Raw genomic sequence first — 25,237 nt, 5'->3', positions numbered from 1 at the left:
AGACAATATTTAAGAACACACGCCTAGCTCCGGCGCTTACAGCGCGCTTTGTCCGTTCTCTCTTACTAACTTTAAAAGAAAAAATACTCTACCAGAAAATTAAGATTTTTTGTAGGTTTTTGTTATTAACCATACAATAAAAAAAAATTATTAAACAAACAAAGCTAGCAACATCTTTTACGCGAGCAAGGCAAAATCTGGCTTCTCTGTATACACTGTGTATACGCGATCGCGAACGTTATTCCTATATCTTCGTTGATATAGGTAAGGTGTTAAGGAGTGTTAAAACGCTGAAAAATGGTTTCTTACTCTAAAGTCTCCGAAATTTCAGAGATTGACGCTCAATTACTCAAGTATTTATCCCAAGAGGGACTTGTTGGTGACAGTTGGGATTTTTATTCCGGTTTAGTACATCCCTCAGTTACAAGTAAAGTGAAGCGCTTAATCGATATTGTAGGGGCAATAGCAGGCTTGGTACTGACCGCGGGGATCGCGATCGCGGTTGCGATCGCCATGGCAGTTTTCGACCCCGGTCCGCTACTATATAGTCAGATCCGTTGCGGTTTGAACGGAAAACCTTTCCAAATTTGGAAGTTTCGCTCGATGGTAGTCGGCGCTGACAAAATAAAACATCTTGTCGAAAATGAAGCTAGCGGACACATCTTCAAAAATGAAAACGACCCGCGCATCACCAAAGTTGGGAGGTTTCTGCGCCGCACCAGTTTGGACGAGTTTCCGCAGTTTTGGAACGTGTTGATGGGAGACATGAGTCTTGTCGGTACGCGACCGCCAACGCTTGATGAAGTCAAGCGCTATGAAAATCATCATTGGGAGCGTTTAAAAGTCAAACCGGGAATTACTGGGGAGTGGCAAGTCAAAGGCAGATCCAACATCAAAGATTTCGAGTCGATCGTTGAAATGGATCTTCACTACCAACGTCAATGGTCGCTCCTGTATGATATCAGTTTGATTGTCAAAACGATTGAAGTAGTCTTCAACAAGCGTGGCGCTTGCTGAGAAGAAACTCCTGTCAATTTCACGCTCGAAACAAAACTGAGGTTAGGCTTGGTACTCGACTCCAATAAGATGATGAGAAAATATAAGTTTGTGATAATTTTTGCGATCGCCGTTATCTCAGTCTCAATCGTTTCCTATCTCATCTCGAATTTCGATTCCCCGCCTGCCTCAAAACTTGAGACTCCATTACCGCAAATCTCAAAATCTAAAAACCCAGTTACTCCCACCGTCAAAAGCGAGCCATCTATAGGAACCAATCTCAGCGGCATCAGCTACTGGTCGTCTCAACACCCTTTTCTCGATGCATTTAAATCCTCTGGAGCTTGGATAACGCAAAATGAAAAAGTGTGGGATACCAAAGAATCGGATCGGTTAGATTTAGACGAAAACGGCTGGGTCAAATCTCTACCCCGTCCCGGCAGCGGTTCTCAATACACTAGCGTCGGTACCCTCATGTTCCGAGACCTACAAGGGCGTTATCCCGGCGGACAATACGTCGTTCTCTATCAAGGACAAGGTACGATTGAATACGGCTTTGACGCTAAAAAAAATCAAGCTGCCTCTCGTTTTGGGCGAGATGTTATCGATGTCACTCCCTCCAATGCTGGCATCTGGTTAAAAATTACCGCCACCGACCCCAACAGAACAGGCAACTACCTTCGCAACATCCGCGTCGTTCCCATCGCTTACGAAAACAGCTACCAACGTCAAATCTTCAATCCCGACTTTATCGAGAAAGTCAAAGCTTTTAAAGTCTTCCGTTTCATGGATTGGATGGCAACCAACGGTTCTACCCAGCGTCAATGGAGCGATCGCCCGACTCCGCAAGACGCTAGATACTCCATCAAGGGCGTTCCTGTAGAACTCATGGTCGAACTTTCCAATCGCACCAATAGCGATCCGTGGTTTACTATGCCGCACATGGCAAGCGACGAGTATATCGCCAACTTTGCCCAGTATGTCGAAAACAATCTCGAACCGGGACGCAAAGTCTATGTAGAGTACTCAAACGAGGTCTGGAATGGAAAATTTCCACAAAATCGTTGGGCTTTGCAGCAGGGAAAAGCGCATTTGAGCGGCACTCAAGGCTCCGACTACACCAAAGCAATGCGTTGGTACGGCAAGCGCACCACGGAAATTACGCAGATCTGGGATCGGGTTTTTGGAAAAGACAAAGATCGAGTCATTGGAGTCATGGCGGGACAAGCTGCTAATCCCCAAGTAGCTAAGGATGCACTCTCTTATCCGCGGAGCGATCGCCCGCTATCTCATCAAGAATACGGCATCGATGCGATCGCGATCGCTCCCTACTTTGGCGGTTATCTAGGTTCGCCAAAGCATCAAGACCAAGTAGTTATTTGGACGCTTGAAGCCGATGGCGGACTCGATTTGCTTTTTGAGGAGATCGCCAAAGGAGGGGTCTTGAGTGACGGTTCCCCCGGCGGCGCCTTGCAACAAGCCTATAACTGGATTGAGACTCATGCCGAGTTAGCCCGACAAGAAAATTTACAGCTTCTCGCCTATGAAGGCGGTCAGCATTTGGCGGGAGTTAATGGAGTCGAAAATAACGATGCCATTACCGAGTTGTTTATTCAGGCAAATCGCAACCCGCGTATGGGAAAGATTTATAAGGAGTACATTAAGAAATGGTTTGAGTTAGGTGGCGGATTGTTTGTTAACTTCAGCGACATCGGTCAGCCTAGTAAATGGGGCAGTTGGGGAATATTGGAATACGTCGAGCAAGATAGTACCCCCAAGTACGATGCTTTTTTGGATTTACTCGACCGCTTCTCTAGCTCGAAACAGCAGAAATCTTAGAGGACATCTGGAAAAGTCCATTTTGTCATTCTCAGTGCAGGAGAACGTAACAAACTATACTTTTGGGACAACTTGTTAGCGATCGAACAGTTAAGATTTAATTATTTATCCGCCAATTTATCGAGCTTTTCTTGAAGCGCTAAAGCAATTAAAGAACGTAGTAAAAATAAACTAAACAGTCCCGCTCCTCCAAAAGCAATAATGGCAAATTTACTATACGCTGTTGACAGCAAGACTGTTGCGGATAGCAAGGTCAACCCGGTCAAGCAGGCATAAATTAAACTTTTAATCGCCATATAAATTCGTTTGAGAGTTCGTTCGTTTTCTAAGGATCGAATTCGTAACTGCAAATCTCCCCGTTCGATTTTTTCTTCTAACCGTCGCAGATATCTTTCTGTAGCGCTAGGTTGTTGCCATTTATTTTTAATAAATTCTCTAACTTGTTTTGCCAATGCGCTAACTAGCGTTCCTTTACCATTAGAGACAGCAAGACTTCGGACAAAAGGTTGGCTCGCTGCTAATAAATTATATTGGGGATCGAGGGCACGAGCGATGCCATCGAGGGTAGTAATTGATTTAATAATAAAAGTCATCTGAGCGGGAAGGCGAAAAGGTTGCTGTTTAAACATCAAATAAACTTCTTCTCCCACTTGCTCGAAAGCTTTAATATCAATGGGTTTATTGCGAAACTCTTCTAAGAGAAAGGCAACGATTCGTTTAACGGGGGTCAGATCTCGCATCGGTTCGATTAACCCCATATAAATCATCGTTTCAACGACTTTATCAGTATCTTTTCTGAGGACAGCAAAAAATGTTTCTATCATTTGGTCTTTAGCCACTGACTTCACTTCTGCCATCGTGCCAAAATCATAAAAAATTAGGTCGCCGCTACTACTAACTGCCATATTGCCGGGATGGGGATCGGATTGAAAAAAGCCATCCTGTAATAACTGTTTGAGATAAGAACAGATTCCTAATTGAATAATTTCGTCGAGATTAATTCCTTTTGCTTCTAAACTTTGGCGATCGTCAATTTTGATACCAGGTAGGTATTCTAAAGTAAGTACCTTTTTTGTCGTATATTGCCAATAAACTTTGGGAACTTTAATGCGAGCATAATTTTTGAAGTTTTCTTGGAAGCGATCGGCGTTTTTGCCTTCGTGAATATAGTCGATTTCCAAAAAAAGCAGTTCAAAAAACTCCTCATAAATTGCTTCTAAATCGTACTTTTTTAGAGCTGGTAAATAACGTTTTCCCGCTCTGACCAGTTGGTGGAGAACTTCAAAATCTAAATTAAACAGTTCTTCTAATCCCGGACGCTGAACTTTGACGACAACTTTTTCTCCCGTATGAAGTCTCGCTCTATGAACTTGTCCCAAACTCGCAGATGCTAGCGGTGTAGACTCAAACTCTTGAAACAGAAAATCGATCGGTTTACCTAATTCGGATTCGATAACGGCGATCGCTTCTGCAATCTCAAATGGCGGCACTCGATCTTGTAATTGCTGTAATTCCTGTACGTACTCTATGGGAAGGAGATCGGCGCGGGTAGAGAGCGATTGTCCGATTTTAATAAAAGTGGGACCTAAATAGAGTAATTGTCTGACTAACCACTTAGCACGGCGATGCCTCCGCCTAGAGTCGTTATTTCCAGCGAACTTATCCCATCCCAAGTAAAAGAGAAATTGCGTAACGACACTAAAAACTTCAAGCTGACGCACGAGGGGGGAATATTGAGGGCGTTGCCAACGCAGGAATTTAGACTTTCTACTCCTGAAGAGCATGACAATTATCTAAGTTTGGCGATCGCAAAATTGAGGTAGCGTAAAAGTAAAAGAAGTAACATGAGTATCTGAATTATCCGTAGGACGGCTAGCGACCTCAATCTTACCATTGAGAAGCTCGACTAACTTTTTGACCAGAGACAATCCCAATCCAACTCCAGGTATCGACTGCTCGATCGCGTCTTCTCCTCGACGAAACGGTTCAAAAATATAAACTCTCTCTTGAGCAGAAATCCCGCGACTGATGTTGCTCGCCGCGATCGCAACTTGGCCTTCCTCTTCTCTAACGCTCAGAGATACTGTCGTCCCCGGTAAGGAAAATTTGCCAGCATTGGTCAACAGTTCGCTCAAAATACTGCGCAGATGCTGGGGATCGGTATAGGCAGTCAGCGATAAGTCCGATTGCTCCGCGATCGCGATCGTTAATTGCTTGCGCTTATCTTCTTGCCACTGCTGTTGAAATGACCGAACTAATTCTTCGATCGGGGGTTTGAGAGCAACCGCTTCGGGCTTAAAGACGACTTCGTGGGACTCCAGTTTCTTGAGAGTCACGATGTTATTAATCAAATCGTTCAGTCGCTGCCATTCTTGTTTGAGAATATCCCAGTACCTTGCTTCAGATTCTGGCGGCAGGGATTGACTGCGATCTTTACTGAGCATTTCCATCGCCAGTTTCATGCTCGCCAAGGGATTTCTAGCGCGGTCGCTGATAGCGGTAATAATTTCGTCTTGAAGTTGATTTAAATGTCGCTGCTGTTCGAGTTGTTGGTGAGTTAAATCGTACCATTTTTTAAATAATTGGTTGCTCTCTAGGGGAAAAACCTTGCTCGTTCCTGATAGAGAGTCTTTCGCAAGATTAATTTTTGTTACTTTTTCCAGTTGAGAGATATGATAAGCGATCGCTCCAACTTCAGCAGCTACTTGTAACCATTGATGCTCTTTTGCCGTCCATTGATGGGGTTGCAAATATCCGACCATAATTAGTCCATTGGCATTTTCTTGAAAGTATGTCGTTATTCCCAGCAAGGCGCGTAGTGGCATGTTTTCTAACCAATCTGCCATAGCTCGCTCCCGATCTCGTACCGACGCAGAAGCAAGAAACCCAGGTGGCGCAATATTCATGCCGTCCGTCGCCGGATTTAGAGTCGCCTGAAGATCGGTAATCTCTAACGGCTCGGTTCTGGTTAAAATATCTGCGATTGGAGAATGGGAAAAAAACTGTTTGGTTATCTCAAAAGGAAGTGTCGAGGAATCTTTGCTATCCCAGAAACCTACCTGAATCTTTGGTCTAGCACTGGTACTCGCTACGAATAAGCAAACATCCGCTCCGAATGTTTGCCCTACAGTACGAGCCATTTCCGAAAAGAGCGATCGAGCGCCAACGCCCGATTGAATGAGTTTCATGAGCTGGTAGGCTAGTTGGTTAGACTCGGCGGGATAAGACATTTTCGTTACAAAATATTTCTGCTGAACCAGGGCGAAATGGCCAGACTGCTCGCTCCGATTGTCTTTGCTGAATTCATCAGACTGATTTTTTATACCTCAATCATCCGCTTCTCTGATGCTTATCCCAAGCGTAAATCTACGGAATTCGGCAGTCCAGCATAAAAATAACTTACTAGAAACCAACTAAAGTCCTAAATCTACTGCTATACGATGACCGCAAGCAAAACCCGAAAATGCCACCGCATTCAATCCCTGTCCCGGAAAAGTACTATCTCCTACGCAATAGAGTCCGGGAATAGCAGTTCGGTTAAAGGGCATTCCTAATAAACCTGCTAACTTGCCGCGAGGAATCGGTCCGTATGTCCCGTCATCGCGACCCAAGAAGCGGCGATGCGTGCGAGGCGTTCCCACCTCCTGATAATCTAGTCCAGCGCTCAAACCGGGAAAAATTTTCTCCAGCCTCTTAATTATACGTTCTGCTGCTTCTTCCTTTTTGTGTTGATACTCTTTTGGGGAGAGTCCCCGCCATCGTTCTATCCAGCTAGGCGTAAACGTGTGAATGATATGATGTCCCGATGGAGCTAAGTCTGGGTCGAGCAAAGTCGGGATCGAGACAAAAATCGTTCCCTCCTCATCCTCCATCTTCTCCCAATCTTCCAATAGAATGTGGTGGCAGTCCGTTCCCGACGGCAGGACTTCTGACTTGACCCCTAAATGCAGACTTAGAAAACTAGGCGACTTCTGATACCGCTTTTGCCACCGTTTTTCGGAAGCAGGCATCGCCTCGGACGGCAGCAATTTCTCAAACGTGTCCCAACGAGTGGCGTTAGAAACAATCCGCTTTGCCCGATATTGTTTGCCGTTGGCTAATTTAACGCCGACTGCTGTGCCACCCTCAAGGAGAATTTGCGTAACCCTCGCTCCATATTGAATTTCGCTGCCTGCTTTGACCAATCCTTCGACTAACTTCTGAGCGATTTGACCTACGCCGCCTTTGGGATAGTTAATTCCTCCATAATGTCTGTCAGAAAAGACCATCCCGGCATTGATTGCAGGAGTGCGATCGGCTGGGACAACCGACCAACAATAACATTCCATATCGATAAATTTCAACAGTTGCGGGTCGCTAATGTAACGGCGGGCAATATCTCCGGCGTTTTGGGGCAGGTATTTGATTAATCCCAGGCAGGCGAAGGGGTGCTGGAAGAAAACTCGCATTAGATACCGAGGTTCTTCTAGAGAAAGCAACTCCATCGCATTAAGACAGTTAAAGACTTTCCAGCACTCGTCGTAGAAACGGCGAATTCCTTGTCGTTCGTGAGGGAAATGAGAGATTAACTCTTGCAAAAATTTTTCATAATCGCGATAGACTTTTAACTCCAATCCGTTGGGCAGGTGATAGTGAATCTGCACCAAGTCGGGAATGGTTTCTAGACTCATATTGACAGCTTTAAGGGCACGGGTGAGGAGGTTGGTGGTGCCTTGAGTCCCGAAACCAAAAATCATTGAAGCTCCGACATCGAAGCGATAGCCTTCTCGCTCGAAGTAGCCTGCACTGCCGCCCGGAATGAGATATCGCTCTAAAACTAAGACTTTTGCGCCTTTAGAGGCGAGTTGGGTAGCGGTAACTAATCCGCCAATACCAGACCCTATGACAATAACGTCGTATTCTAAGGAATTTACTGGTTCGTTAGGCTGGAGAGCTGGAGATACGGCACTCATATAATTGATTATGCAGACATTATAGAAAAGATCCCTGAGCTTATAGTTTATCGCTAAAAAAAACAGGAGAGCCGCCCTTATACTGACTTAGCGGTCCCACCTGCCGATCCTTGAGAGGAGAACACTTTAGAATCAATATAGCCTTATTAGGAAACTTTGTCAATATAATTGCAATATTTTTTCAATAAACTGCTAGTTCTGCGACAAGTAAGAGTCGGAGTGAGGCAGGAGCAAAAGGATAAGGCTTATATTAACTTCTCATACTGTTTGTTACTTTTGCCAAATCTATGGGAACTCTATGATAGTAGCCTTTAGTTTTTAGCAAAACCGCCTTGAGTACTACCTGTCAAGCAGTTGCTCCCAGTTAGCAAAATCTTAATTTCTGGCAAAAAGCGGGATTGGAATTAGTCGCTCTTTTTCGCGGACGAGATGTTGTATTGGCGATCGATCTGACGGAGAGCATCGGTTTGAATGATGAAGGGCGCATTCGTCTGCGCCAGCTTATTAAAGATAGCTTGCAAAAAGGAGATTCTGTCTATGTGGTTCCTTTTGCATCAACGGTTAACCCTCTCGCATCGACGGTTATTTCCCTGGAAACCGCTATTTCCTTCTAGGGAAAACCAGAGGAAGAGGAAATCGATCGCATCTTAAAAGCCGTTTCTTTTCAATCTAATGCAACTCAACAGAGGACAGATATTCAGTTAGCCGAGTTATTTATCGAGAACTCGCACAAATTAACCAATGTCGTCTAGTCCAATATAAACCCATCAAGCCTCAGTCGGTAGTCTGGCTGACAGATGCACCTCTGTTTACCGAACCGGGAATTGCTTTGGATATATGGATTGAAACTTCTGCAATTATGGTTTCCTGCTTTAATGTTTTTCTCAAGTTTGGTTGCGATTTTAGTTTTCGGGGGGTTAGGCATCAAATATTTAATGAGCCTTAAGAAAACCTGGCTATGAAGATAGTCAAGAGGAGAAAATTCGTTTTTTACGGCATCAACAAAGCCTTGCGATCGGCGATGATATTGATTGTCCTGATTCGGAAGTAAGAGGGTATTTAAAACGGGAAGGAACCAACCTTTATTTAGAACCGATCTCCCAAAGTTTACCGATTTCTTACTAAGGTCGAGAGATTACCCAACGTCAACAACTCAAGGGAAATTACATTAAACTAAATTGCCCTTATAAATCTCGTGATTTCGATTTAATTATTCAAGTAAATAAACAATTATCTAATCAGGAAAAATATGAAGAATAAATCTTTAAAAAATGAAAAGCAATCTTGCCAAATTAAGCAAACTCTTTGTATTGGCTTAGGAGGAACGGGTCGAGATGTTTTGATGCAAATTCGCCGATTAATTATCGATCGCTATGGCAAATTAAGCAAACTCCCAGTGGTAAGTTTTGTCCATATTGATGCAGATAGAGGAGCGAGCCAAATCTCTGGCTTGCGGACGGGGAATACTTATCATGGCGAAGATATTTTATTCCGCGATGCCGAAAAAGTTGTAGCGACAATGAGCAGTCAAGAAGTTAACGATTTAGCTCAAGGTTTGGAACGTCGTTCGATCTATGAAAGAGAGGGACCTTACAATCGCATTGGGTGCTGGTTTGTCCCACAGCTTCTCAAGAATATCAAAGCTATAGAAGATGGAGCAAGCAGGATTAGACCCGTAGGAAGATTAGCCTTTTTTCACAATTATCGCAAGATTCAAAAAGCCATTGAAACAGCTGAAAATCGCACTAGAGGACATGACCAAAAACTCCTTGAAAAAGGGCTTATTCTCGAACCGGGATTGAATATTTTTGTCGTTGGTTCCCTATGTGGAGGAACGGGAAGCGGCATGTTTTTAGATGTGGCTTATAGTCTCAGATGAGCTTATGGCGATAAAGAAAATCAAATTGTTGGTTACTTAATAATCAGCCCAGAGTTATATGGTAATACTCCTAGTATGAATGCCAATACTTATGCGGCATTAAAGGAATTGAATTATTATGCTTCTGAGAATACTACGTTTGAAGCCCGTTGTGATTCTCAACACTTAATTGATGTCAATGAAACTCGTCCGCCTTTTGATTTTGTTTATTTGGTTTCAAACCAAACTGCCAACGATCATAAAATCATTGAAAAAAGCAAGCTTTCTAATATTATTGCTCATAAAATTTATTTAGATTTCGCTGATGAATTATCGCCAATCATTCAAGGAAAAAAATAATTTTCTGGAAAAACTTTCTAGAACAGATGAGCATCCTCGCCGTAATGTGCAGCGTTATTTAACTTTTGGACTCGCAAAAATTTATTTTCCTCGCGATTTAACCGTTCAAGTTTCTTTAAATCATATTAAATTAAAGCTATTATCTTTCTGGCTGAATGGTGAAGGGCAAAGTCCAGATACTCAGGCTTTATTAGAAAGTTTTTTGCTTAATTGGCGTTCTGACAGAGATAGTAGAGATATTTTTACTCTCAAACTAGAAGAAGCTGCTCGAGATAATAATAAAACTTTCATCCAGACAATCAATAACTGGAAAAATCAATTAGAACAACGAATTTTGGCGTGTCAAAATCAAAGCGATCGCCAAGGATGTTGAAAGAAAATAGCAAGATGCAAGTCAAATAATTCAAGATCTCGAACAAAGAAAAGGTTTTTTTGGGATTAATATCCAAAAAAATAGTTAGTTCCAAGAAGAATCTATGAGAGTTCTTCAAGATGTTTGTAAGCTGACCAAACATAATTTTGACTATGCACTTAACCAAGAAGCACTAAAAATTGTCAAAATTTTACAGCAAGAAGTGCAGGCGATCGCTACCCAAGCTAACAATTTTGACAACTTATTAAAAATCTTACAAACTGATTACGAGAAAAGAAGTGACGATCTAGAACACTCGAATGAATTCTTAACTAGATTTTATGAAAAAGTCGGACAAGTCTTGGAGTCAACCTTGGGACGTGCCGCAGATAAAATTGCTAAAGAGAATAGAATATCTAATGCATTAGCTAGAGAAGTTTATCAGAGATTCCTTGAATCTTCTGGTACATTAGCTAGGAGTGCTAATACTTTTCAAGAAGCTGCCTCATTCCTAGATAAACAAGTAGAGAGTATTGCTGATATTGTTCCTCATTTCCAAAAATCTTGTCAAACATTAGAAAATAGTATTCTTGTTTTTCTAGAAGCTTCTGAAAAGATTGAAAAGAGCAAATTCTCTGAAAATTTAGAAACTATTATCACAGATTTAGCCACAACTCAAAAAGCATTTTCTCAGTCAACTAAATTTCTTGGAAATAATATGTATAAACTTATTGATAACAATCAGAAAGCAAGTAAATTAGCTGAGAAACTTTATAGTCAAATGCAAGAATCCTCCGCGAAACTACAAAATAGTGCGATGAGTTTTCTTGAAGCATCAGAAACAATTAAGCAAAGTCAGTTTGCTGACAAATTATTAGCAGCTACGACCAATTTAGCTACTATGCAGAATCAGTTTGCTCAGTCAACATCGACTTTGAATCAATCTACCCAATCTATAGAAGTAGTCATAACAAACCTACAAAATTCTGTTCAAAAAATGGTAGATTTAATAGAATAGGTGACTTAAACCAACAGTCAACCAGAATAATAAACTTAACTGAAACTAAACTAACCAATGAAAAAGATAGTTTGAAACAAGTTCATTCCAAAATCAATAATTTAATTAAAGCCTTGAAAAATAGTAAAGAAAAAGCACAAATTTAGTTCTAGAAATTAGGCGATCGCTTTGTTGCTAATGCTGAGAAACAGTTAGGTAATAATAGTAAACAAATTCAAATATTAGCCGATAAATTTGCTCGATATATCAGCGAGCTTAATGAGACAAAATCTAATTTGACTAATCTAGTCAACACTTTGAAAGAAAATACTAAACAATGGACAAACTAACCATAAAAATTCTTAGAGAGAAAAAGTAATCACTTAGGAGTTCTATAATGACCAGGCGATCGCTATATGATCAAGACGATGAATCTGTAAATATCTTTCAATCTTTTACAGATTTAATGTCTAACGCTTTCATGATTATAAGTTTTTTCTTGTTACTTGTTTTATTGCAAGTTTTAGAATTAAACCAACGCTTGCAGGCGGCTTCCCCTATCATCATAGACGAGCAGTCAGGGAAATTTAAATTTAAATCGGGAAGTGCTGAGTTAACAACCAAACTGACAAGCTATATTTAAACTGCGATCGCGCCAAAAATTGAAGAGATTGCTAAGGAACGAGAGATTGATTTTATTCAAGTCATCGGTCATACTGACGGTCAAGAAATTAACAAAACCAGCAATTTAGATAGTACCCTAGAAGAAATAGCGCAAGGTCGTCAAGCCTTTAATAAACTCAAACCAGGCTCTAATGTAGATTTAGGGTTAATGCGAGCCTTAGCCGTGGTAAAAGAATTAGAAAAAACGAGTCGTTTAAAAAATATAAAATTTAGAGCCTATTCTGCGGCACAATTGTATTTAGCATCAGGACAATTAGCTCCGCGCGATCGCAATCCTGATGAAAATAGGCGCAGGATAGAAATACGTTTTATCCCTCCAGGAGAACAGAAGTAAACAATACAGAATCAAAGATTTTAGAAGTTTAGAATTATTTCTCTCGCACTAAACTGGTTGTGTTGCAAAAACTGATAGAAGCCTGGTAGAGATAATAAGTATTTATCACTAGCTATTGCCAACGTAGAAACAGCGAAGAGAAATGAGTCAAAAAAATCGAGGGGTTATTGCTGCTGGACATCAAAAAACTGCTGAGGCAGGGCAAGCTATGTTTGCCTTGGGCGGGAATGCTTTTGATGCTGCGATCGCGGCTGTCTTAACGGCATTTGTTGCAGAATCCGTTCTTTCCTCTCCGGCTGGCGGCGGTTTTCTCCTAGCTCATACTAAAGATAATCAAAGTATTTTATTTGATTTTTTTTGTCAAACTCCCCGTCATAAAAAACCTGTAGAAAAAATTGATTTCTATCCCATTCATGTTAACTTTGGCGGCGAAATTCAGACGTTTCATATCGGACTGGGTTCGATCGCCACGCCTGGAAATTTAGCAGGAATCTGGAAAGTTCATCAAAAATTGGGTAAATTGCCCTTTGAAGTCGTCGTCCAACCCGCGATCGATTGTGCCAAAAATGGATTGATTGTTAATCATTTTAATAGTTTTACCTTTAAATTACTCGAACCGATTCTGACAAGATATCCTGAATCTCGGCAAATTTATGCGCCAGATGGGAAATTATTAACTGCCGGACAAATCTGCTACATGAAAGATTTAGCGGCGACTTTAACTGAAATATCTCGCTCTGGAATCAAAATATTTTATGAGGGAGACATTGCCCATCAATTAGTGAAAGACTTGTCAGACGGGGGATATTTAACCCTAGAAGATCTTGAAAATTATCGAATTCTTGTCAGAAAACCGCTAAAAATTCACTATCGCGGCTGGGAATTACTGACCAATCCTCCACCGAGTTCGGGCGGAACGTTAATTGCTTTTGCTCTCAAACTTTTGGAAATATTCGATCTCAATCAAATTGAATTTGGCAGTCACAAACATTTGGAAATATTAGCTCAAGTCATGCGCCTGACTAATGAAGCGAGAAAACATAATTACGATGGTCGCCTTTATCAAAAAAATATAGAGCAACATTTTCTCGACGAACGGTATTTAGAACATTATCGATCGCGATTAGATGCTGCCGTCAACAAATTAGGCAACACCACTCACATCAGCGTCCTCGATAGCGAAGGAAATGCTGCAAGCGTTACCGTTTCTAACGGAGAAGGGTCTTCCTATGTCATCCCAGGAACGGGAATCATGCTCAATAACATGCTTGGAGAAGCCGACTTGAATCCCCTCGGCTTTCATAATTGGGAATGCGATCGCCGCATTTCTTCGATGATGTCGCCAACGATCCTCTTAAGAGACGGAAAACCAGAATTAGTCTTAGGTTCGGGCGGTTCCAATCGGATCAGAACGGCAATTTTACAAGTCATTTCTAATTTATTGGATTTTAACTTATCGCTCGCAGAAGCTGTAGAAAATCCGAGGGTGCATTGGGAAAATAATATATTCAGTATCGAACCCATGTTTGGGGCAGAAACTCTCGAACGATTGCGTCTGCCAGAAGCCACTCAAGTTGTTTTGTGGCAAGAGAAAAATATGTTCTTTGGCGGCGTTCATGCAGTCAGAAAAAACCCCGACGGAAGCATGGAAGGACGCGGCGATCCTCGACGGGAAGGGGTAGCGATCGCTTAATCCCATTTCACTCCCTATAACAAAGATAGAGATACAAGGGGGCATGGTTGTACGTCCATAGGAGAAAGTAGGAGGAGATCGCCACGAAAGTTTGGATGAACTCAGATCTTGCACCTTTGGCATCAACGCCTAGAACTAAAGTTCTAGGCTCAAAGCTCAACTTAATTAAAATCGACTGAAATTCCTATCGGGTCTTCTTGGGAAGACTTTTTCGCTCGTCCAGGAAATTAATGACAGCAGCAGTTGTTGAGAAGGCGCAAGATTTCATGATGAAGGAACAATTTCCTTGAATTTTCAATTCATTACCGATTAAATAAGCTTTAAGCTATTTAGCAAGAAGTCTGTTTCAAAATCTAATCGTTCTTGCTAGATGACTTCGGATTTTCTTGCATAATTACCTATTAAGAACGAAACCTATACTAGAGCCAATGTTAGTTATTCGTTATCTCATGACAGCCAGCGTCGGTGCAGTCTTAACCCTTGTTTGGGGAACATCAGCAACTGCACAGACAGTAACGCCCCCTCGCACTAAATTCGAGAAGCTATCTCAAGTCGAGCATCGGAACGTCAACGTAGCGCAGAGGCAAGAGCAGCCAGCTCCTCCAGCTAGGGAGTCGCTTCCCGGATTAGAGCCAGCTCAACCCTCTCAAGCGCCCGCCGAGACCCGTAAAGATGAGCCAGCCCCAGAAAATCTCGATCCGAGCGCTAATCCGCTACAATTTCCCACCAAACCGGAAGAGGTTGACATCGAAAACGTTCAGCCCATTACCCTCAATCAAGCGATCGAACTGGCACTGCGCAATAACAAAGACCTTCGGGAAGCCAGAATTACCCTAGAACGTCGGCAGGCTGAGTTACAAGAAGCTCAAGCCGCTCTGTTACCCAACCTGTCCACTCAAGTCCAGTTCGATCGCACCGGAAACACAACGCAAATTCCTTCCTCACCTACCCAAAGAAACCCCTTTACAGGAGAAGTTATTCAGCAGGCACAAGATGCGCGACTTGGATTTTCGGAAAGTACCAATTTCCAGGGAAACCTCGAACTGAGCTACAACATATATACGGGAGGGCGCAGAGGCGCGCAGATCGAACGAGCGGAACGTGCCTTGCGTCAAAGCGAGTTAGATGTAGAACGCCTTGCCGAAGAAACCCGCTTTAACGCGACTGATAGATATTACCTATTGCAAAATGCCGACGCTCAGGTTGCGATCGCTCAAGCAGCCGTAGAAGATGCGACTCAGAGTTTGCGAGATGCCCAACTCCTCGAACAAGCTGGTTTGGGAACGCGCTTCGATACGTTGCGATCTGAAGTAGACTTAGCTAGGGCAAACCAACAGTTAACTAGAGCGATTTCAGCACAACGCACGGCTAGGCGGAATCTGGCAGAAGTCTTGAGTGTAGGTCAGCAAGTCGAGCTAACGGCTGCCGATGAAATCAGAGAGGCTGGCAGGTGGCCGTTGTCTTTAGAAGAAAGTATCGTCCAAGCCTATAAAAATCGAGCAGAATTAGAGCAGCAGCTGCTACAGAGAGAAATTAGCGAACGCGATCGAACGATCGCGCTAGCCGACATTAAACCGCAAGTTGATTTCTTTGCCCAATACAATTTCAATGACAATTTCGATGATGAGTTTGGGATTGGCGACGGCTATAGCTTTGGAGCCAGAATGCGCTGGACGCTTTTCGATGGCGGGGCAGCTTTTGCCAGAGCGAGGCAGCAGGAAAGAAATATCGACCTGGCTAACAATGCCTTCGCCAGACAGCGCAACCAAATTCGCACGCAGGTCGAAACAGCATACTATGAACTCATCGCCAATCAAGAAAATATCGAAACAACTCGGCTCAACGTTCAACGGGCTGAAGAATCGCTGCGACTAGCTCGCTTGCGTTTCCAAGCAGGAGTCGGCACCCAAACAGACGTAATTAACTCGCAACGGGATCTGACCGAAGCTCGCAGCGAGTTCCTACAGGCAATTATCGGTTACAATCAGTCGTTGAACCAACTACAACGATTCGTTAGCAATCAGCCAGATAATCGGCTATTTGAGTTCCGTTAATCGTGGTGTGGGGAGCAAATAAGGAAACAAGAAACAAGAGAAAGGAAAAATGAATTTTGCCTTTTAACTGTCAACTTTTGACTCCCCTTTGCTTTTATCATCCAAAATCTAACATCTAAAATCGAATGACTTTACAATTACGAGTATACGTCCCCGACCATCCCTTGATTAAACACTGGTTGGCAGTTGCTCGCGATGCAAATACGCCCTCAGTCCTCTTTAAAACCGCGATGACGGAATTAGGACGCTGGTTAACCTACGAAGCCGCTCGCCACTGGCTGCCGACGCTGGAGGCAACTGTACAAACCCCATTAGCTGAATGTTCGGCTACGCTGATCGATCCGGAAGTTCCCATCGCAGTCGTTCCCATTCTCCGCGCCGGACTCGCTTTGTTGGATGGAGCGCAGGCGCTGCTTCCTCTGGCTTCAATTTACCATTTGGGAATAGTCCGCAACGAAGAAACCTTGCAACCTAGCTGTTATTTAAACAAAATGCCAGAACAGTTTGCCTCCGAGACGCGAGTGTTGATTTTAGAGCCAATGCTGGCGACGGGAGGTTCGATTATGACGGCAATGGCAGAAATTACCCGTCGGGGAGGAGATCCGGCACTGATACGGATTATCTCTGTCGTGGCTGCACCGCCCGCTTTGCGACAATTGAGCGAAAAATATCCTAGCTTGAATATCTATACCGCTATCATTGATGAAGGACTAAATAGTAAAGGTTATATCGTACCGGGGTTAGGAGATGCAGGCGATCGCGCCTTCGGAACCTGAGCGATCGCATTATTGTAGATACAGTAGGGAAAAGAACTATGAGTCAGCGTGATGGTTTTACCGCAGGATTTTTCTTAGGAGCGATCGTCGGCGGCGCAGTCGGCGGCTTACTGGGAGCAGTCGTAGCCACTCGTCGGCAATCTCAAGAACCCAGCCAAGATGAGCGGTCTTTGCTTTCGCCCGGTCAAGGGACTAAATTCGAGACAGAAGAAAGCATGGAAAGAGCGCGTCGCCGCCTAGAAGATAAAATAGCTCAACTCAATAGCGCGATCGACGATGTTCGCCAGCAGCTAGATCCAAATAATGGCAGTCCATCCCAACCAGAGGAGTTACCTTAAAGGTGACTTCGGAGTTGGAGGAAGATCGTTCCCAACTCCGAACTCATAGCTCTGCTAGGGGGTAAATTATGTAACACTGATAACTGATAATTGACAACTAATAACTGAAAAGTGTCCTACGCCATCGATTTCGGTACCAGTAACACCGTTATTACCCGTTGGAACGCAGCAACCGAAAAGCCCGAAACCGTAAAACTATCGGGACTGTCCCAACAACTGGGAGATAATCCCCCTCTGATTCCCAGTTTGGTGTATGTAGAAGATGCCAGTCGCGCTAAGATCGTCGCGGGACAGACAGTACGCGATCGCGGTTTGGATCTTGCCAACGATCCCCGCTTCTTCCGTAGCTTCAAACGGGGAATCGGCGCGCAAATACAAGGGTTTTTGCCAGAATTAGATGAAAAAATCATCACTTTTGAACGAGTCGGGGAATGGTTTTTAACGACGTTGATTAACCAACTCAAAGAAGAAACCTCCCAAACTCCCGACTCTCTCGTCCTCACCGTCCCCGTCGATAGCTTTGAAACCTATCGCAGTTGGTTGAGTCAAGTCTGTCAATCTTGGGCGATCGAACAAATTAGAATTCTCGACGAACCGACGGCAGCGGCGCTGGGGTACGGTACGACGGACGAAAATTTGCTTTTAGTCGTCGATTTTGGCGGCGGAACGATCGACCTTTCTTTAGTTCAGTTGGACTTAGATAACAAACAAAAAACGCAGGGCTTTATTCTTAAATGGGGCGAAAAATTCTTTGGCAATAATTCGGGACAAAAAGCCAAACTCGCCCGCGTTTTAGCCAAAGCAGGCACGAATTTAGGGGGTTCCGATCTCGATTCTTGGTTAGTCGATTATTTTGCTCAAACACAAGGATTGCCAAAATCTCCTTTAACAACTCGTTTGGCAGAACGACTAAAGATTCAACTCTCTTCTCAAACACAAGCAACTGAAGTTTATTTTAATGATGAAACTTTTGAGAGTTACGAATTAGCATTAGATCGCGATCGCTTTGAAGAAATTCTCAAACAACAGCAATTTTTTGAGCAATTAGACGAATTAATGACTCAAGTCTTGCAGCAAGCAAGGCGCAATGGAATTGAAATAACCAATATCGATGCCGTGTTATTAGTGGGAGGAACGGTACAAATTCCTGCCGTACAAAATTGGGTCAAACAATACTTCGATGAAGCCAAAATTCGCTGCGATCGCCCCTTTGAAGCGATCGCATTGGGCGCATTGCAATTAGCTCAAGGATTTGAATTAAAAGACTTTCTCTATCACAGTTACGGAATTCGCTACTGGAATCGCCGCAAAAACGCCCATAGTTGGCATCCGATTATTAGGGCAGGGCAACCCTATCCGATGGGCAATCCTGTTGAATTGACCTTGGGTGCCTCTGTGGAAAATCAACCCAGCATCGAATTAATTATCGGTGAATTGGGTGCAGACACGGGAGGAACTGAGGTATATTTTGAAGGCGATCGCTTGGTAACTCGTTCCGTTGGCAGTGGCGAAACCACGGTTCGCCCTCTCAACGATCGCGATGGGGCAAGAACGATCGCGCAACTAAATCCTGCGGGGAGTCAGGGAAGCGATCGCATTAAATTGCAATTCTGGGTAGACGAACAGCGTTTCTTGCGAATTAACGTGGAAGATTTACTTAGGCAAGAAACACTACTGAGAAATCAGATTGTGGCACAGTTGAGTTGAGCGGGCGATCGCCTAAAGTTATATCAAACGTAAAAATGGGCGATACTGGATTTGAACCAGTGACCCCTTCCGTGTGAAGGAAGTGCGCTACCCCTGTGCCAATCGCCCTTCTTTCTCCAAGCTTAACATAAACCTCAACTATCAATCGTTTTGAGGGTATTTCTCCCACAGATCGGTTATCTGTCGCAAACTTTGACGATCGCCATTGCCGACGATTAAGTGATCCAAAAGTGGAATCCTTAAATATTGCGCCCCTTGTAATAACTGCTCCGTTAAAGAAATATCTTCTTGACTCGGTTCTAAGTTACCAGAAGGATGATTGTGAGCGATGATGAGCTTCGTGGCTCCTTGTTTGATAACTTCGCGGAAAATCTCGCGAGGATGAACTAATGTTTCAGTGGCAGTACCGATAGTTACCACTTTAGTACCGATGAAACGGTTCTTGACATCTAACAAAATGACGGCAAATCGCTCTTGTTGCTGCCACATCAAATCCAGACTAATCGCTGCCGCTGCTGCATCAGGACTGTCTATCACAACCTTTTCCATCGGTCGTATTTGAAACGCTCGTTTGCCCAATTCAACAGCAGCAAGAATGGTTGTAGCTTTTGCTGGTCCAATTCCTGGAATCGCCATCAACTCTTGAGGACTGATATCTCTCAAAACATCCAAAGGTTCGCGCTTGTGCTTGCTTAATTCTTGTAAAATATACTGCCCTAAGCCAATCGCAGAGAGTTTTCCTTTTCCTTGACCCGTAGCAAGTAAAATGGCTAACAATTCAGCCGTTGATAAGTGTCTGGCTCCCAAACTAAGCAATCGTTCGCGAGGTCGTTCGCTGCTAGGAATATCGGCAATCCTGAGACTATAGGTCATGAATGAGTTCAGTTTTACGACTTAACTGGGAGCAATATCTTAGTTTTGTGGGCCTCAGAGATTATTAATTCTCAGAAAGCCTTACGAGGAACTGAGAGGGCGCAATAAAAGTTCCCTCGCGCCCCCGTCTTTAATAGCTAGGCATTATTAGAACGTAAAAGTCGTTCTGACAACGCCCAAGATCGCATCTTCATCGTCCTGCTGATCGGGCGCGTTTAGATAAACAATTCCAGGCGTGATGGAAATATTATCGTTGAGCTGATAGCGGTAGAAAGCTTCTATGTGTATGGGAATATTGTTAGAAGCACCAACCAAACCCACTTCAGCGGGGTTGCCCAAATAGGGCTGAACGCCTGCGATCAAACCGCCCAAATTTCCCTCCCCGAACAAATCAGGAAAGGCAAGAGACAGCGCGTAGTTCCAAATTTCTCCGTCCTCAGAGAAATTGCGAATATCGGCGATCGTGTATCCTCCCCAGGCGCTGACGACGAATTGCGGCGCAACCCGATAAGAAGCACCAACGCCAAACGAGTTGGCACTAACCCTAGCATCAGTGCCGCCAGGAAAGTTAGCAAAGCTTGTCCCGACAACTCCTGTACTATCGGGGAAAGTAGCAAAGCCATAGTTAAAGATGGGCGTACCAGCACTATGATAGCTATTGACATAGGTCAGGACAAACGTCAGACTGTCATTGGGCGTAATGGTCAACTGCCCTAAAGCTGCGTAATCCCCGTTAAAAATTCCAGCCCCTTCCGCTGGACTGGCGGCATCGGCAGGCCCGGCTAGATAACTCGTACTGAGCGTAAATGTATCGCCGAACTTGAGGTTAAATCCTGCCCCAGCGCCACCTCCGATATAGTAAATCGGATTGTGGGCACCAAAGAGAGTCAGGGCACCAGAACCGCCATCGCCGCCATCGTCAATGGGATCGTTACCAGCAGTAGGTAAATAGTCTGAAGTAGCTCCGGCAGCAGCAGTCACGAAAACTTCAGCCCAATCGCCAATCGGCGTGAAGTAGGATAGAAAATCGATCGCGACATCATTGTCGAAATAATCCTGGAAGGTAAAGATCCCTTCGCCAGTGGGAACGCCCGTTCCTTGAGAAGGAAGGTCGAAACGAGGAGAATTGCCTGCCGCCAGTCCAGTATAGAGAATATCTTCTCCTGTAAAGCTAGTTTCTAGATATAAGCGCGTCCGATTTTGGAAAACGGCTTGATTATCCGTCCCGCCGTTGTTAGTTGCGGCAGCAACGGCAAAAACGACTTCGCCCGTTAGCTTAGTAGTTGTTGAAAATTGATTGTCTTCCAAAAAAGCGACGCGCCCTTCTAAGTTATCGACTCGTCCGCCTAGGGCAGCTAGTTCGGCTTCAAATTCTTGTGCCAAGCGCTTGAGCGTATCCACGTCTTCCTTGAGAACGGCAACATTTTCCTGAATGAGACGCTCCATGGTATTCATGCAGGAATTCAAACCAGCGGCGAACTCCCAACGGGTTAGGGCACGGTTGCCTCGGTAAGTACTATCGGGATAGCCGACGATACAGCCATAGCGTTCCACCAAACTCCGCAATGCTTCATATGCCCACTCTGTCGGAGCAACGTCCTTTAATTCTTGGACGCTAGTCACTTGGTCGAGGGAATCGCTCTGATTATTGTAGCGATCGAGTTGTTGGAGGAAATCGGCATTAGCCGCAGGAGTTTCGCGACTTTGAGGAGCGATCGCGTCAGCTAGAGCATTGGTCGCCGTTAGACCTATCGAACCCAACAGCATTAACCCGAGCAGCCCGTATTGTCCTAGTTTTCTTAAGCTTGTCATATCCTCACACCTTATAAGAATAATGATTCGAGAATCGATCCAATCGAAACTCTAAATTTAAATTTCCCAAAATTATTGCCCAAATTCAACAGAAGCAAAAAATATTCAGCAAAACGTTGCTATTTCCGATCGCGATTGGGGAATTCTAGGTGTCAGTCTAGCGCTGGCCATCTCAGCGTAACGGGGACTTTCGATCGCCCGGTTTCGGGAATCGAACCGCAAAAAGTTTCCCCAAAACTCATGTCAGCTATTATTCCCAAACAAATGTCAGGACTTCGTTGTAAAGTAGTATCCGCGATTGGCATTGCATTTTTAGTGCTTTTCGTCGGTCAATTTACTGCTGCTCGGATTATTTTGCTCAACAGCTATGCCAAATTCAATCGAGAAAGGGCTATCTTGAATGCCAAGCAAGTCCAGAATGTTTTATCCCACGAGATTTGTCAGCTAGATCTGATGGCTGGCGATTGGGCTGAATGGGACGATACCTACCAATTTGTTAAAGATGGGAATGCCGCTTATATAGCCTCAAATCTAGTAAACCGAACATTCACCAATTTGAAGCTCAACGTTTTTCTGATTGTCGACCAATCCGGACAAATCGTCTTTGGACAGGGTTTCGACCTACAGAGCCAAAAAAGACGAGCATTGCCTGCTGACTTGATGGCGCTAATTTTTCAAGACAGATCGCCTCTGCTGCGTCATTCTCGAACGGACGGAAGTATCAAGGGTTTTGTTCTCCTACAAGAGGGTCTGATGCTTCTGAGCGCTCGGTCTATCCTCACCAGCCAGGAACAAGAACCCGTTCGCGGAACGTTAATTATGGGGCGCTTTCTCGATCGCGCAGAGATTGAAAGGCTGGCTGAAATTATGCAAGTAAAATTAAGCCTTTATCGCGATCGCGATCCCCAACAGCCAGCAGACGTGCAGTCCGTGCGATCTCAATTACTTAAAAATGCGCCAGTCGCTGCAAAAAACCTGACTAACAACGCGATCGCGTCCTATGTTTTGCTGCGCGATATTTTCGCTCGACCCGCCTCGATCGTGCGCATAGAAATAGACCGAAACACCCATGTACATGCAGAAAGCAGTTTTCTCTACTATTTCTGGACTACCCTAGTCATCGGTTTAGTCTTCTGCGGTCTGAGTTGGCTGCTGCTAGAGAGGCTAATCCTCTCTCGTCTGGGTCAACTTACCCACCTAATCGATCGGATTGGAGCTACTGGCAACTTGTCGGCAAGGGTTTTATTGGCGGGTAACGATGAATTATCTCAACTAGCTAGCGCTCTTAACTCGACGCTCGAACAACTCCAGCAATCTCAGATAGCTCTTAAAGAGAGCGAAGAGCGGTATTTTCTGGTAGTTGAAGGCGCTAATCATGGCATGTGGGATTGGGATTTGCTGACCGACCAAATTTATTTCTCCCCGCGTTGGAAAGCCATTCTCGGCTACGAAGATAACGAAATCGATCCAGATCCCAATGAATGGTTTGAGCGAGTACATCCCCAAGAGCGCGAGTCGATCGAATGGGGCATAGAGATTCACTTAAACGGTCAGACTCCTTACTTTCAATATGAATATCGGATGCGGCACAAAGACGGATCGTATCGCTGGGTACTTTGTCGGGGACTGGCAGTACGAGACGAACAGGGAAAACCCTACCGCATGGCAGGCTCGCTGAGCGATATCACAGAGCGCAAACTCGCCGAACGAGCCTTGGCACAACAGGCGGTAGAATTAGCGCGATCCAATGCCGAACTCGAACAGTTTGCCTATATCGCCTCCCACGACCTACAAGAACCCCTCAGGAAAATCGAGGCATTTGGCGATCGCCTGCAAGCCAATTACACCGACCAACTCGGCGATCGAGGTCGAGATTATCTAGAGAGAATACGAAAGTCAGCGCAGCGCCTGCGAATCCTGATCCAGGATCTACTCACTTTCTCGTGCGTGACCACTACAGCTCAACCATTTGTCTCGGTCGATCTCAACAAACTGATTGCTGAGATCGTCTCCGATTTTGAAGTGCAAATTCAGCAGACGAGAGGACGCATAGAAATTGGCGAACTCTTTACTATCGATGCCGATCCGCTACAGATGCGTCAATTGTTTCAGAATTTGCTGAGCAATGCCCTAAAATTTCGCCGCCAGGAGGAACCACTAATAGTTCGAGTGTTCGGAGAAAGGTTAACAGGCGATCGTTGTCGGATCTCAGTGAGTGACAACGGCATCGGCTTTGACGAAAAGTATCGCGATCGGATTTTTCAGGTTTTTCAACGCCTGCACGGTCGTAACGAGTACGAAGGAACGGGGATCGGACTCGCTATCTGTGCCAAAATCGTCGCTCGCCATCGCGGTTTTATCGAAGCTAAAAGTACTCCAGGTCAAGGCGCGACCTTTATCGTTACCTTACCCATTCGACAGGCTAGAGAAGCGGACTAGGAGTATGGGGAGATTTCTGAGATGGGGAAACAATTAACGACTAACCCCTGTACGGGGGGTTTTTGAAAGTAGAGGAATTAGAACTTCCTTGACATAAGTAATGAAAGCTTCTCGCTCTGTCCACCCTTCAAAAGTAAAAGGAGCTAATAAACCTGAGAGGGCGATCGCGCCAATTAGGGGTATATTGCTGCCCGATTATAAGGACGCTTCCCATAAGCTCGTTTTCCTTAATTTTGCTCTCAGTTCTTTGTTCGAGGCGATCGCATAATTGTTGGAGAGTTGCGTCATTATTTTCTTCTACTAATCGGCTGACTAGATGTAGTTGTTGCTCGTTAAGCGAAGGAGGCTTTCCTCCGCCAGGATGTCTTGATTCTACACTTAGTGTTTTTTCATCGCCGGGAGGAAAACCTCCCTAGTCACGATCGATAACATGCGATCGAGATCGCAACCCGATGAGTATCAGATCGCAGTTAAAGACAATGGGATCGGGTTTGATGAAAATATAGCGATCGCATTTTTCAGGTATGTCAACGCCTGCACGGTCGCGGCGGAATGCGAAGGAACGGATATCGGTTTGGCAATTTTCGCCAAAATCGCCACCGCCAAAAGTGTTCCAGAGCAAGGATCTACTTTTATCATTTATCATTCAACCCCCTTTCCAACAGGAATCAGCCGTAAGCGAACTATGAAAACGACCAACAAACTTACAACCATTTTGATCGCCGATGACGACGAAGAGGATCGCATGTCGATCCAAGAGGCTCTAGAAGAGAGCAAACTCGCCAACGATCTGAGCTTCGTCAGCAATGGCGAAGAACTGATGGATTATTTATACCGCCGGGGCAAATACGCTGCGCCCGGTGCTTCTCCCCGTCCCGGATTGATTTTGCTCGACTTGAATATGCCTAAAAAGAACGGTCGCGAAGCCTTGCAAGAAATCAAAGTCGATCCCAATCTACGCGGAATTCCCGTCGTCGTCTTAACCACCTCGAAAGCAGAGATGGATATTTGCCAAAGCTACAATCTGGGCGCTAACTCTTTCATCACCAAGCCTGTCACTTTTGAAGGATTGGTTGAAGTCATGAAAACGCTAGGTAAATACTGGTTCGCAGTTGTAGAACTTCCACCGCAAGCGTAAGAAATCAGAAGAAAACGGGAATACTTAATGATGAT

At 44.4% G+C, this 25,237-nt stretch carries 17 protein-coding genes, 1 tRNA gene and 2 pseudogenes; 14 read left to right on the top strand and 6 right to left on the bottom strand.

Annotated elements, in window-relative coordinates:
• Window positions 1–297: 297 nt before the first annotated feature.
• Window positions 298–1,017 carry a sugar transferase gene (locus tag PLE7327_RS12270; protein WP_015144144.1) on the top strand — a complete coding sequence of 240 codons (720 nt, stop codon included), beginning with the start codon at window positions 298–300 and terminating at the stop codon, window positions 1,015–1,017.
• Between the two features lie 69 nt (window positions 1,018–1,086).
• Window positions 1,087–2,835: a cellulose-binding protein gene (locus tag PLE7327_RS12265; protein WP_144266119.1), complete on the top strand. Its 1,749-nt coding sequence runs from the start codon at window positions 1,087–1,089 to the stop codon at window positions 2,833–2,835.
• Between the two features lie 101 nt (window positions 2,836–2,936).
• On the opposite strand, the gene PLE7327_RS12260 is transcribed toward PLE7327_RS12265, so the two are convergent.
• From PLE7327_RS12260 to crtH, 3 genes are all read right to left on the bottom strand, one after another.
• Window positions 2,937–4,619, bottom strand: coding sequence for an AarF/ABC1/UbiB kinase family protein (locus PLE7327_RS12260; RefSeq protein ID WP_015144142.1), 1,683 nt, complete (start codon window positions 4,617–4,619; stop codon window positions 2,937–2,939).
• A 9-nt stretch (window positions 4,620–4,628) separates the two neighbouring features.
• Entirely contained in the window at window positions 4,629–6,065 is a 1,437-nt protein-coding gene (locus PLE7327_RS12255) for a sensor histidine kinase KdpD (RefSeq protein WP_015144141.1), read from the bottom strand.
• A gap of 183 nt (window positions 6,066–6,248) precedes the next feature.
• Complete coding sequence (gene crtH / locus PLE7327_RS12250; RefSeq protein WP_015144140.1) at window positions 6,249–7,787, bottom strand: carotenoid isomerase; 1,539 nt, start codon at window positions 7,785–7,787, stop codon at window positions 6,249–6,251.
• A gap of 398 nt (window positions 7,788–8,185) precedes the next feature.
• Here crtH and PLE7327_RS24385 point away from each other — a divergent pair, with 398 nt between their 5' ends.
• The 10 genes and pseudogenes from PLE7327_RS24385 (at window position 8,186) to PLE7327_RS12205 (ending at window position 18,940) form a co-directional block, all read left to right on the top strand.
• Window positions 8,186–8,401 (top strand): hypothetical protein, encoded by a 216-nt coding sequence (locus PLE7327_RS24385; protein WP_051036430.1) that lies wholly within the window; start codon window positions 8,186–8,188, stop codon window positions 8,399–8,401.
• A gap of 635 nt (window positions 8,402–9,036) precedes the next feature.
• A pseudogene (locus PLE7327_RS25820) lies at window positions 9,037–10,005 on the top strand (tubulin-like doman-containing protein).
• Complete coding sequence (locus tag PLE7327_RS25295; protein WP_051036427.1) at window positions 9,971–10,378, top strand: hypothetical protein; 408 nt, start codon at window positions 9,971–9,973, stop codon at window positions 10,376–10,378. The pseudogene PLE7327_RS25820 and the gene PLE7327_RS25295 overlap by 35 nt, the downstream one beginning before the upstream one ends.
• A gap of 103 nt (window positions 10,379–10,481) precedes the next feature.
• Window positions 10,482–11,375 (top strand): hypothetical protein, encoded by an 894-nt coding sequence (locus PLE7327_RS25290; protein WP_051036426.1) that lies wholly within the window; start codon window positions 10,482–10,484, stop codon window positions 11,373–11,375.
• Window positions 11,376–11,751: 376 nt separating this feature from the next.
• Window positions 11,752–12,372 (top strand): annotated as a pseudogene (locus tag PLE7327_RS26580) (hypothetical protein).
• A 142-nt stretch (window positions 12,373–12,514) separates the two neighbouring features.
• Complete coding sequence (gene ggt / locus PLE7327_RS12225) at window positions 12,515–14,065, top strand: gamma-glutamyltransferase (RefSeq protein ID WP_015144139.1); 1,551 nt, start codon at window positions 12,515–12,517, stop codon at window positions 14,063–14,065.
• Between the two features lie 428 nt (window positions 14,066–14,493).
• Complete coding sequence (locus tag PLE7327_RS12220; protein WP_015144138.1) at window positions 14,494–16,119, top strand: TolC family protein; 1,626 nt, start codon at window positions 14,494–14,496, stop codon at window positions 16,117–16,119.
• Window positions 16,120–16,244: 125 nt separating this feature from the next.
• Window positions 16,245–16,895, top strand: coding sequence for a uracil phosphoribosyltransferase (upp, locus tag PLE7327_RS12215; RefSeq protein WP_015144137.1), 651 nt, complete (start codon window positions 16,245–16,247; stop codon window positions 16,893–16,895).
• Between the two features lie 38 nt (window positions 16,896–16,933).
• The gene (locus tag PLE7327_RS12210) at window positions 16,934–17,233 is read left to right on the top strand and encodes a hypothetical protein (RefSeq protein ID WP_015144136.1); all 300 of its coding nucleotides are present in this window, start codon (window positions 16,934–16,936) and stop codon (window positions 17,231–17,233) included.
• Between the two features lie 111 nt (window positions 17,234–17,344).
• Window positions 17,345–18,940: an Hsp70 family protein gene (locus tag PLE7327_RS12205; protein WP_015144135.1), complete on the top strand. Its 1,596-nt coding sequence runs from the start codon at window positions 17,345–17,347 to the stop codon at window positions 18,938–18,940.
• Between the two features lie 36 nt (window positions 18,941–18,976).
• Here the strand turns inward: PLE7327_RS12205 and PLE7327_RS12200 are convergent.
• The 3 genes from PLE7327_RS12200 to PLE7327_RS12190 all read right to left on the bottom strand — a co-directional run bounded on the left by PLE7327_RS12200 (window position 18,977) and on the right by PLE7327_RS12190 (window position 21,625).
• A tRNA-Val gene (locus PLE7327_RS12200) sits at window positions 18,977–19,048 on the bottom strand.
• A 33-nt stretch (window positions 19,049–19,081) separates the two neighbouring features.
• Window positions 19,082–19,813, bottom strand: coding sequence for a DNA repair protein RadC (gene radC, locus PLE7327_RS12195; RefSeq protein ID WP_015144134.1), 732 nt, complete (start codon window positions 19,811–19,813; stop codon window positions 19,082–19,084).
• Window positions 19,814–19,960: 147 nt separating this feature from the next.
• Window positions 19,961–21,625 (bottom strand): iron uptake porin, encoded by a 1,665-nt coding sequence (locus PLE7327_RS12190; protein ID WP_015144133.1) that lies wholly within the window; start codon window positions 21,623–21,625, stop codon window positions 19,961–19,963.
• Between the two features lie 135 nt (window positions 21,626–21,760).
• On the opposite strand from PLE7327_RS12190, the gene PLE7327_RS12185 reads away from it, so the two are divergent.
• The gene (locus PLE7327_RS12185; RefSeq protein ID WP_144266118.1) at window positions 21,761–24,064 is read left to right on the top strand and encodes a CHASE4 domain-containing protein; all 2,304 of its coding nucleotides are present in this window, start codon (window positions 21,761–21,763) and stop codon (window positions 24,062–24,064) included.
• 685 nt (window positions 24,065–24,749) lie between these two features.
• Window positions 24,750–25,202: a response regulator gene (locus tag PLE7327_RS26575; RefSeq protein ID WP_041393218.1), complete on the top strand. Its 453-nt coding sequence runs from the start codon at window positions 24,750–24,752 to the stop codon at window positions 25,200–25,202.
• Window positions 25,203–25,237: the final 35 nt, after the last annotated feature.

The organism is Pleurocapsa sp. PCC 7327, assembly GCF_000317025.1.
In the GTDB taxonomy this organism is placed as follows: domain Bacteria; phylum Cyanobacteriota; class Cyanobacteriia; order Cyanobacteriales; family Microcystaceae; genus Hydrococcus.
The sequence above is the reverse complement of the archived record's forward strand: the minus strand, read 5'-3'. Positions and strand labels throughout refer to the sequence as shown.

Coding starts and splice junctions, on each gene's coding strand:
- PLE7327_RS12270 (WP_015144144.1), top strand. CDS start 298: ATGGTTTCTTACTCTAAAGTCTCCGAAATTTCAGAGATTGACGCTCAA.
- PLE7327_RS12265 (WP_144266119.1), top strand. CDS start 1,087: ATGATGAGAAAATATAAGTTTGTGATAATTTTTGCGATCGCCGTTATC.
- PLE7327_RS12260 (WP_015144142.1), bottom strand. CDS start 4,619: ATGCTCTTCAGGAGTAGAAAGTCTAAATTCCTGCGTTGGCAACGCCCT.
- PLE7327_RS12255 (WP_015144141.1), bottom strand. CDS start 6,065: ATGTCTTATCCCGCCGAGTCTAACCAACTAGCCTACCAGCTCATGAAA.
- crtH (WP_015144140.1), bottom strand. CDS start 7,787: ATGAGTGCCGTATCTCCAGCTCTCCAGCCTAACGAACCAGTAAATTCC.
- PLE7327_RS25295 (WP_051036427.1), top strand. CDS start 9,971: ATGAATTATCGCCAATCATTCAAGGAAAAAAATAATTTTCTGGAAAAA.
- PLE7327_RS25290 (WP_051036426.1), top strand. CDS start 10,482: ATGAGAGTTCTTCAAGATGTTTGTAAGCTGACCAAACATAATTTTGAC.
- ggt (WP_015144139.1), top strand. CDS start 12,515: ATGAGTCAAAAAAATCGAGGGGTTATTGCTGCTGGACATCAAAAAACT.
- PLE7327_RS12220 (WP_015144138.1), top strand. CDS start 14,494: ATGTTAGTTATTCGTTATCTCATGACAGCCAGCGTCGGTGCAGTCTTA.
- upp (WP_015144137.1), top strand. CDS start 16,245: ATGACTTTACAATTACGAGTATACGTCCCCGACCATCCCTTGATTAAA.
- PLE7327_RS12210 (WP_015144136.1), top strand. CDS start 16,934: ATGAGTCAGCGTGATGGTTTTACCGCAGGATTTTTCTTAGGAGCGATC.
- radC (WP_015144134.1), bottom strand. CDS start 19,813: ATGACCTATAGTCTCAGGATTGCCGATATTCCTAGCAGCGAACGACCT.
- PLE7327_RS12190 (WP_015144133.1), bottom strand. CDS start 21,625: ATGACAAGCTTAAGAAAACTAGGACAATACGGGCTGCTCGGGTTAATG.
- PLE7327_RS26575 (WP_041393218.1), top strand. CDS start 24,750: ATGAAAACGACCAACAAACTTACAACCATTTTGATCGCCGATGACGAC.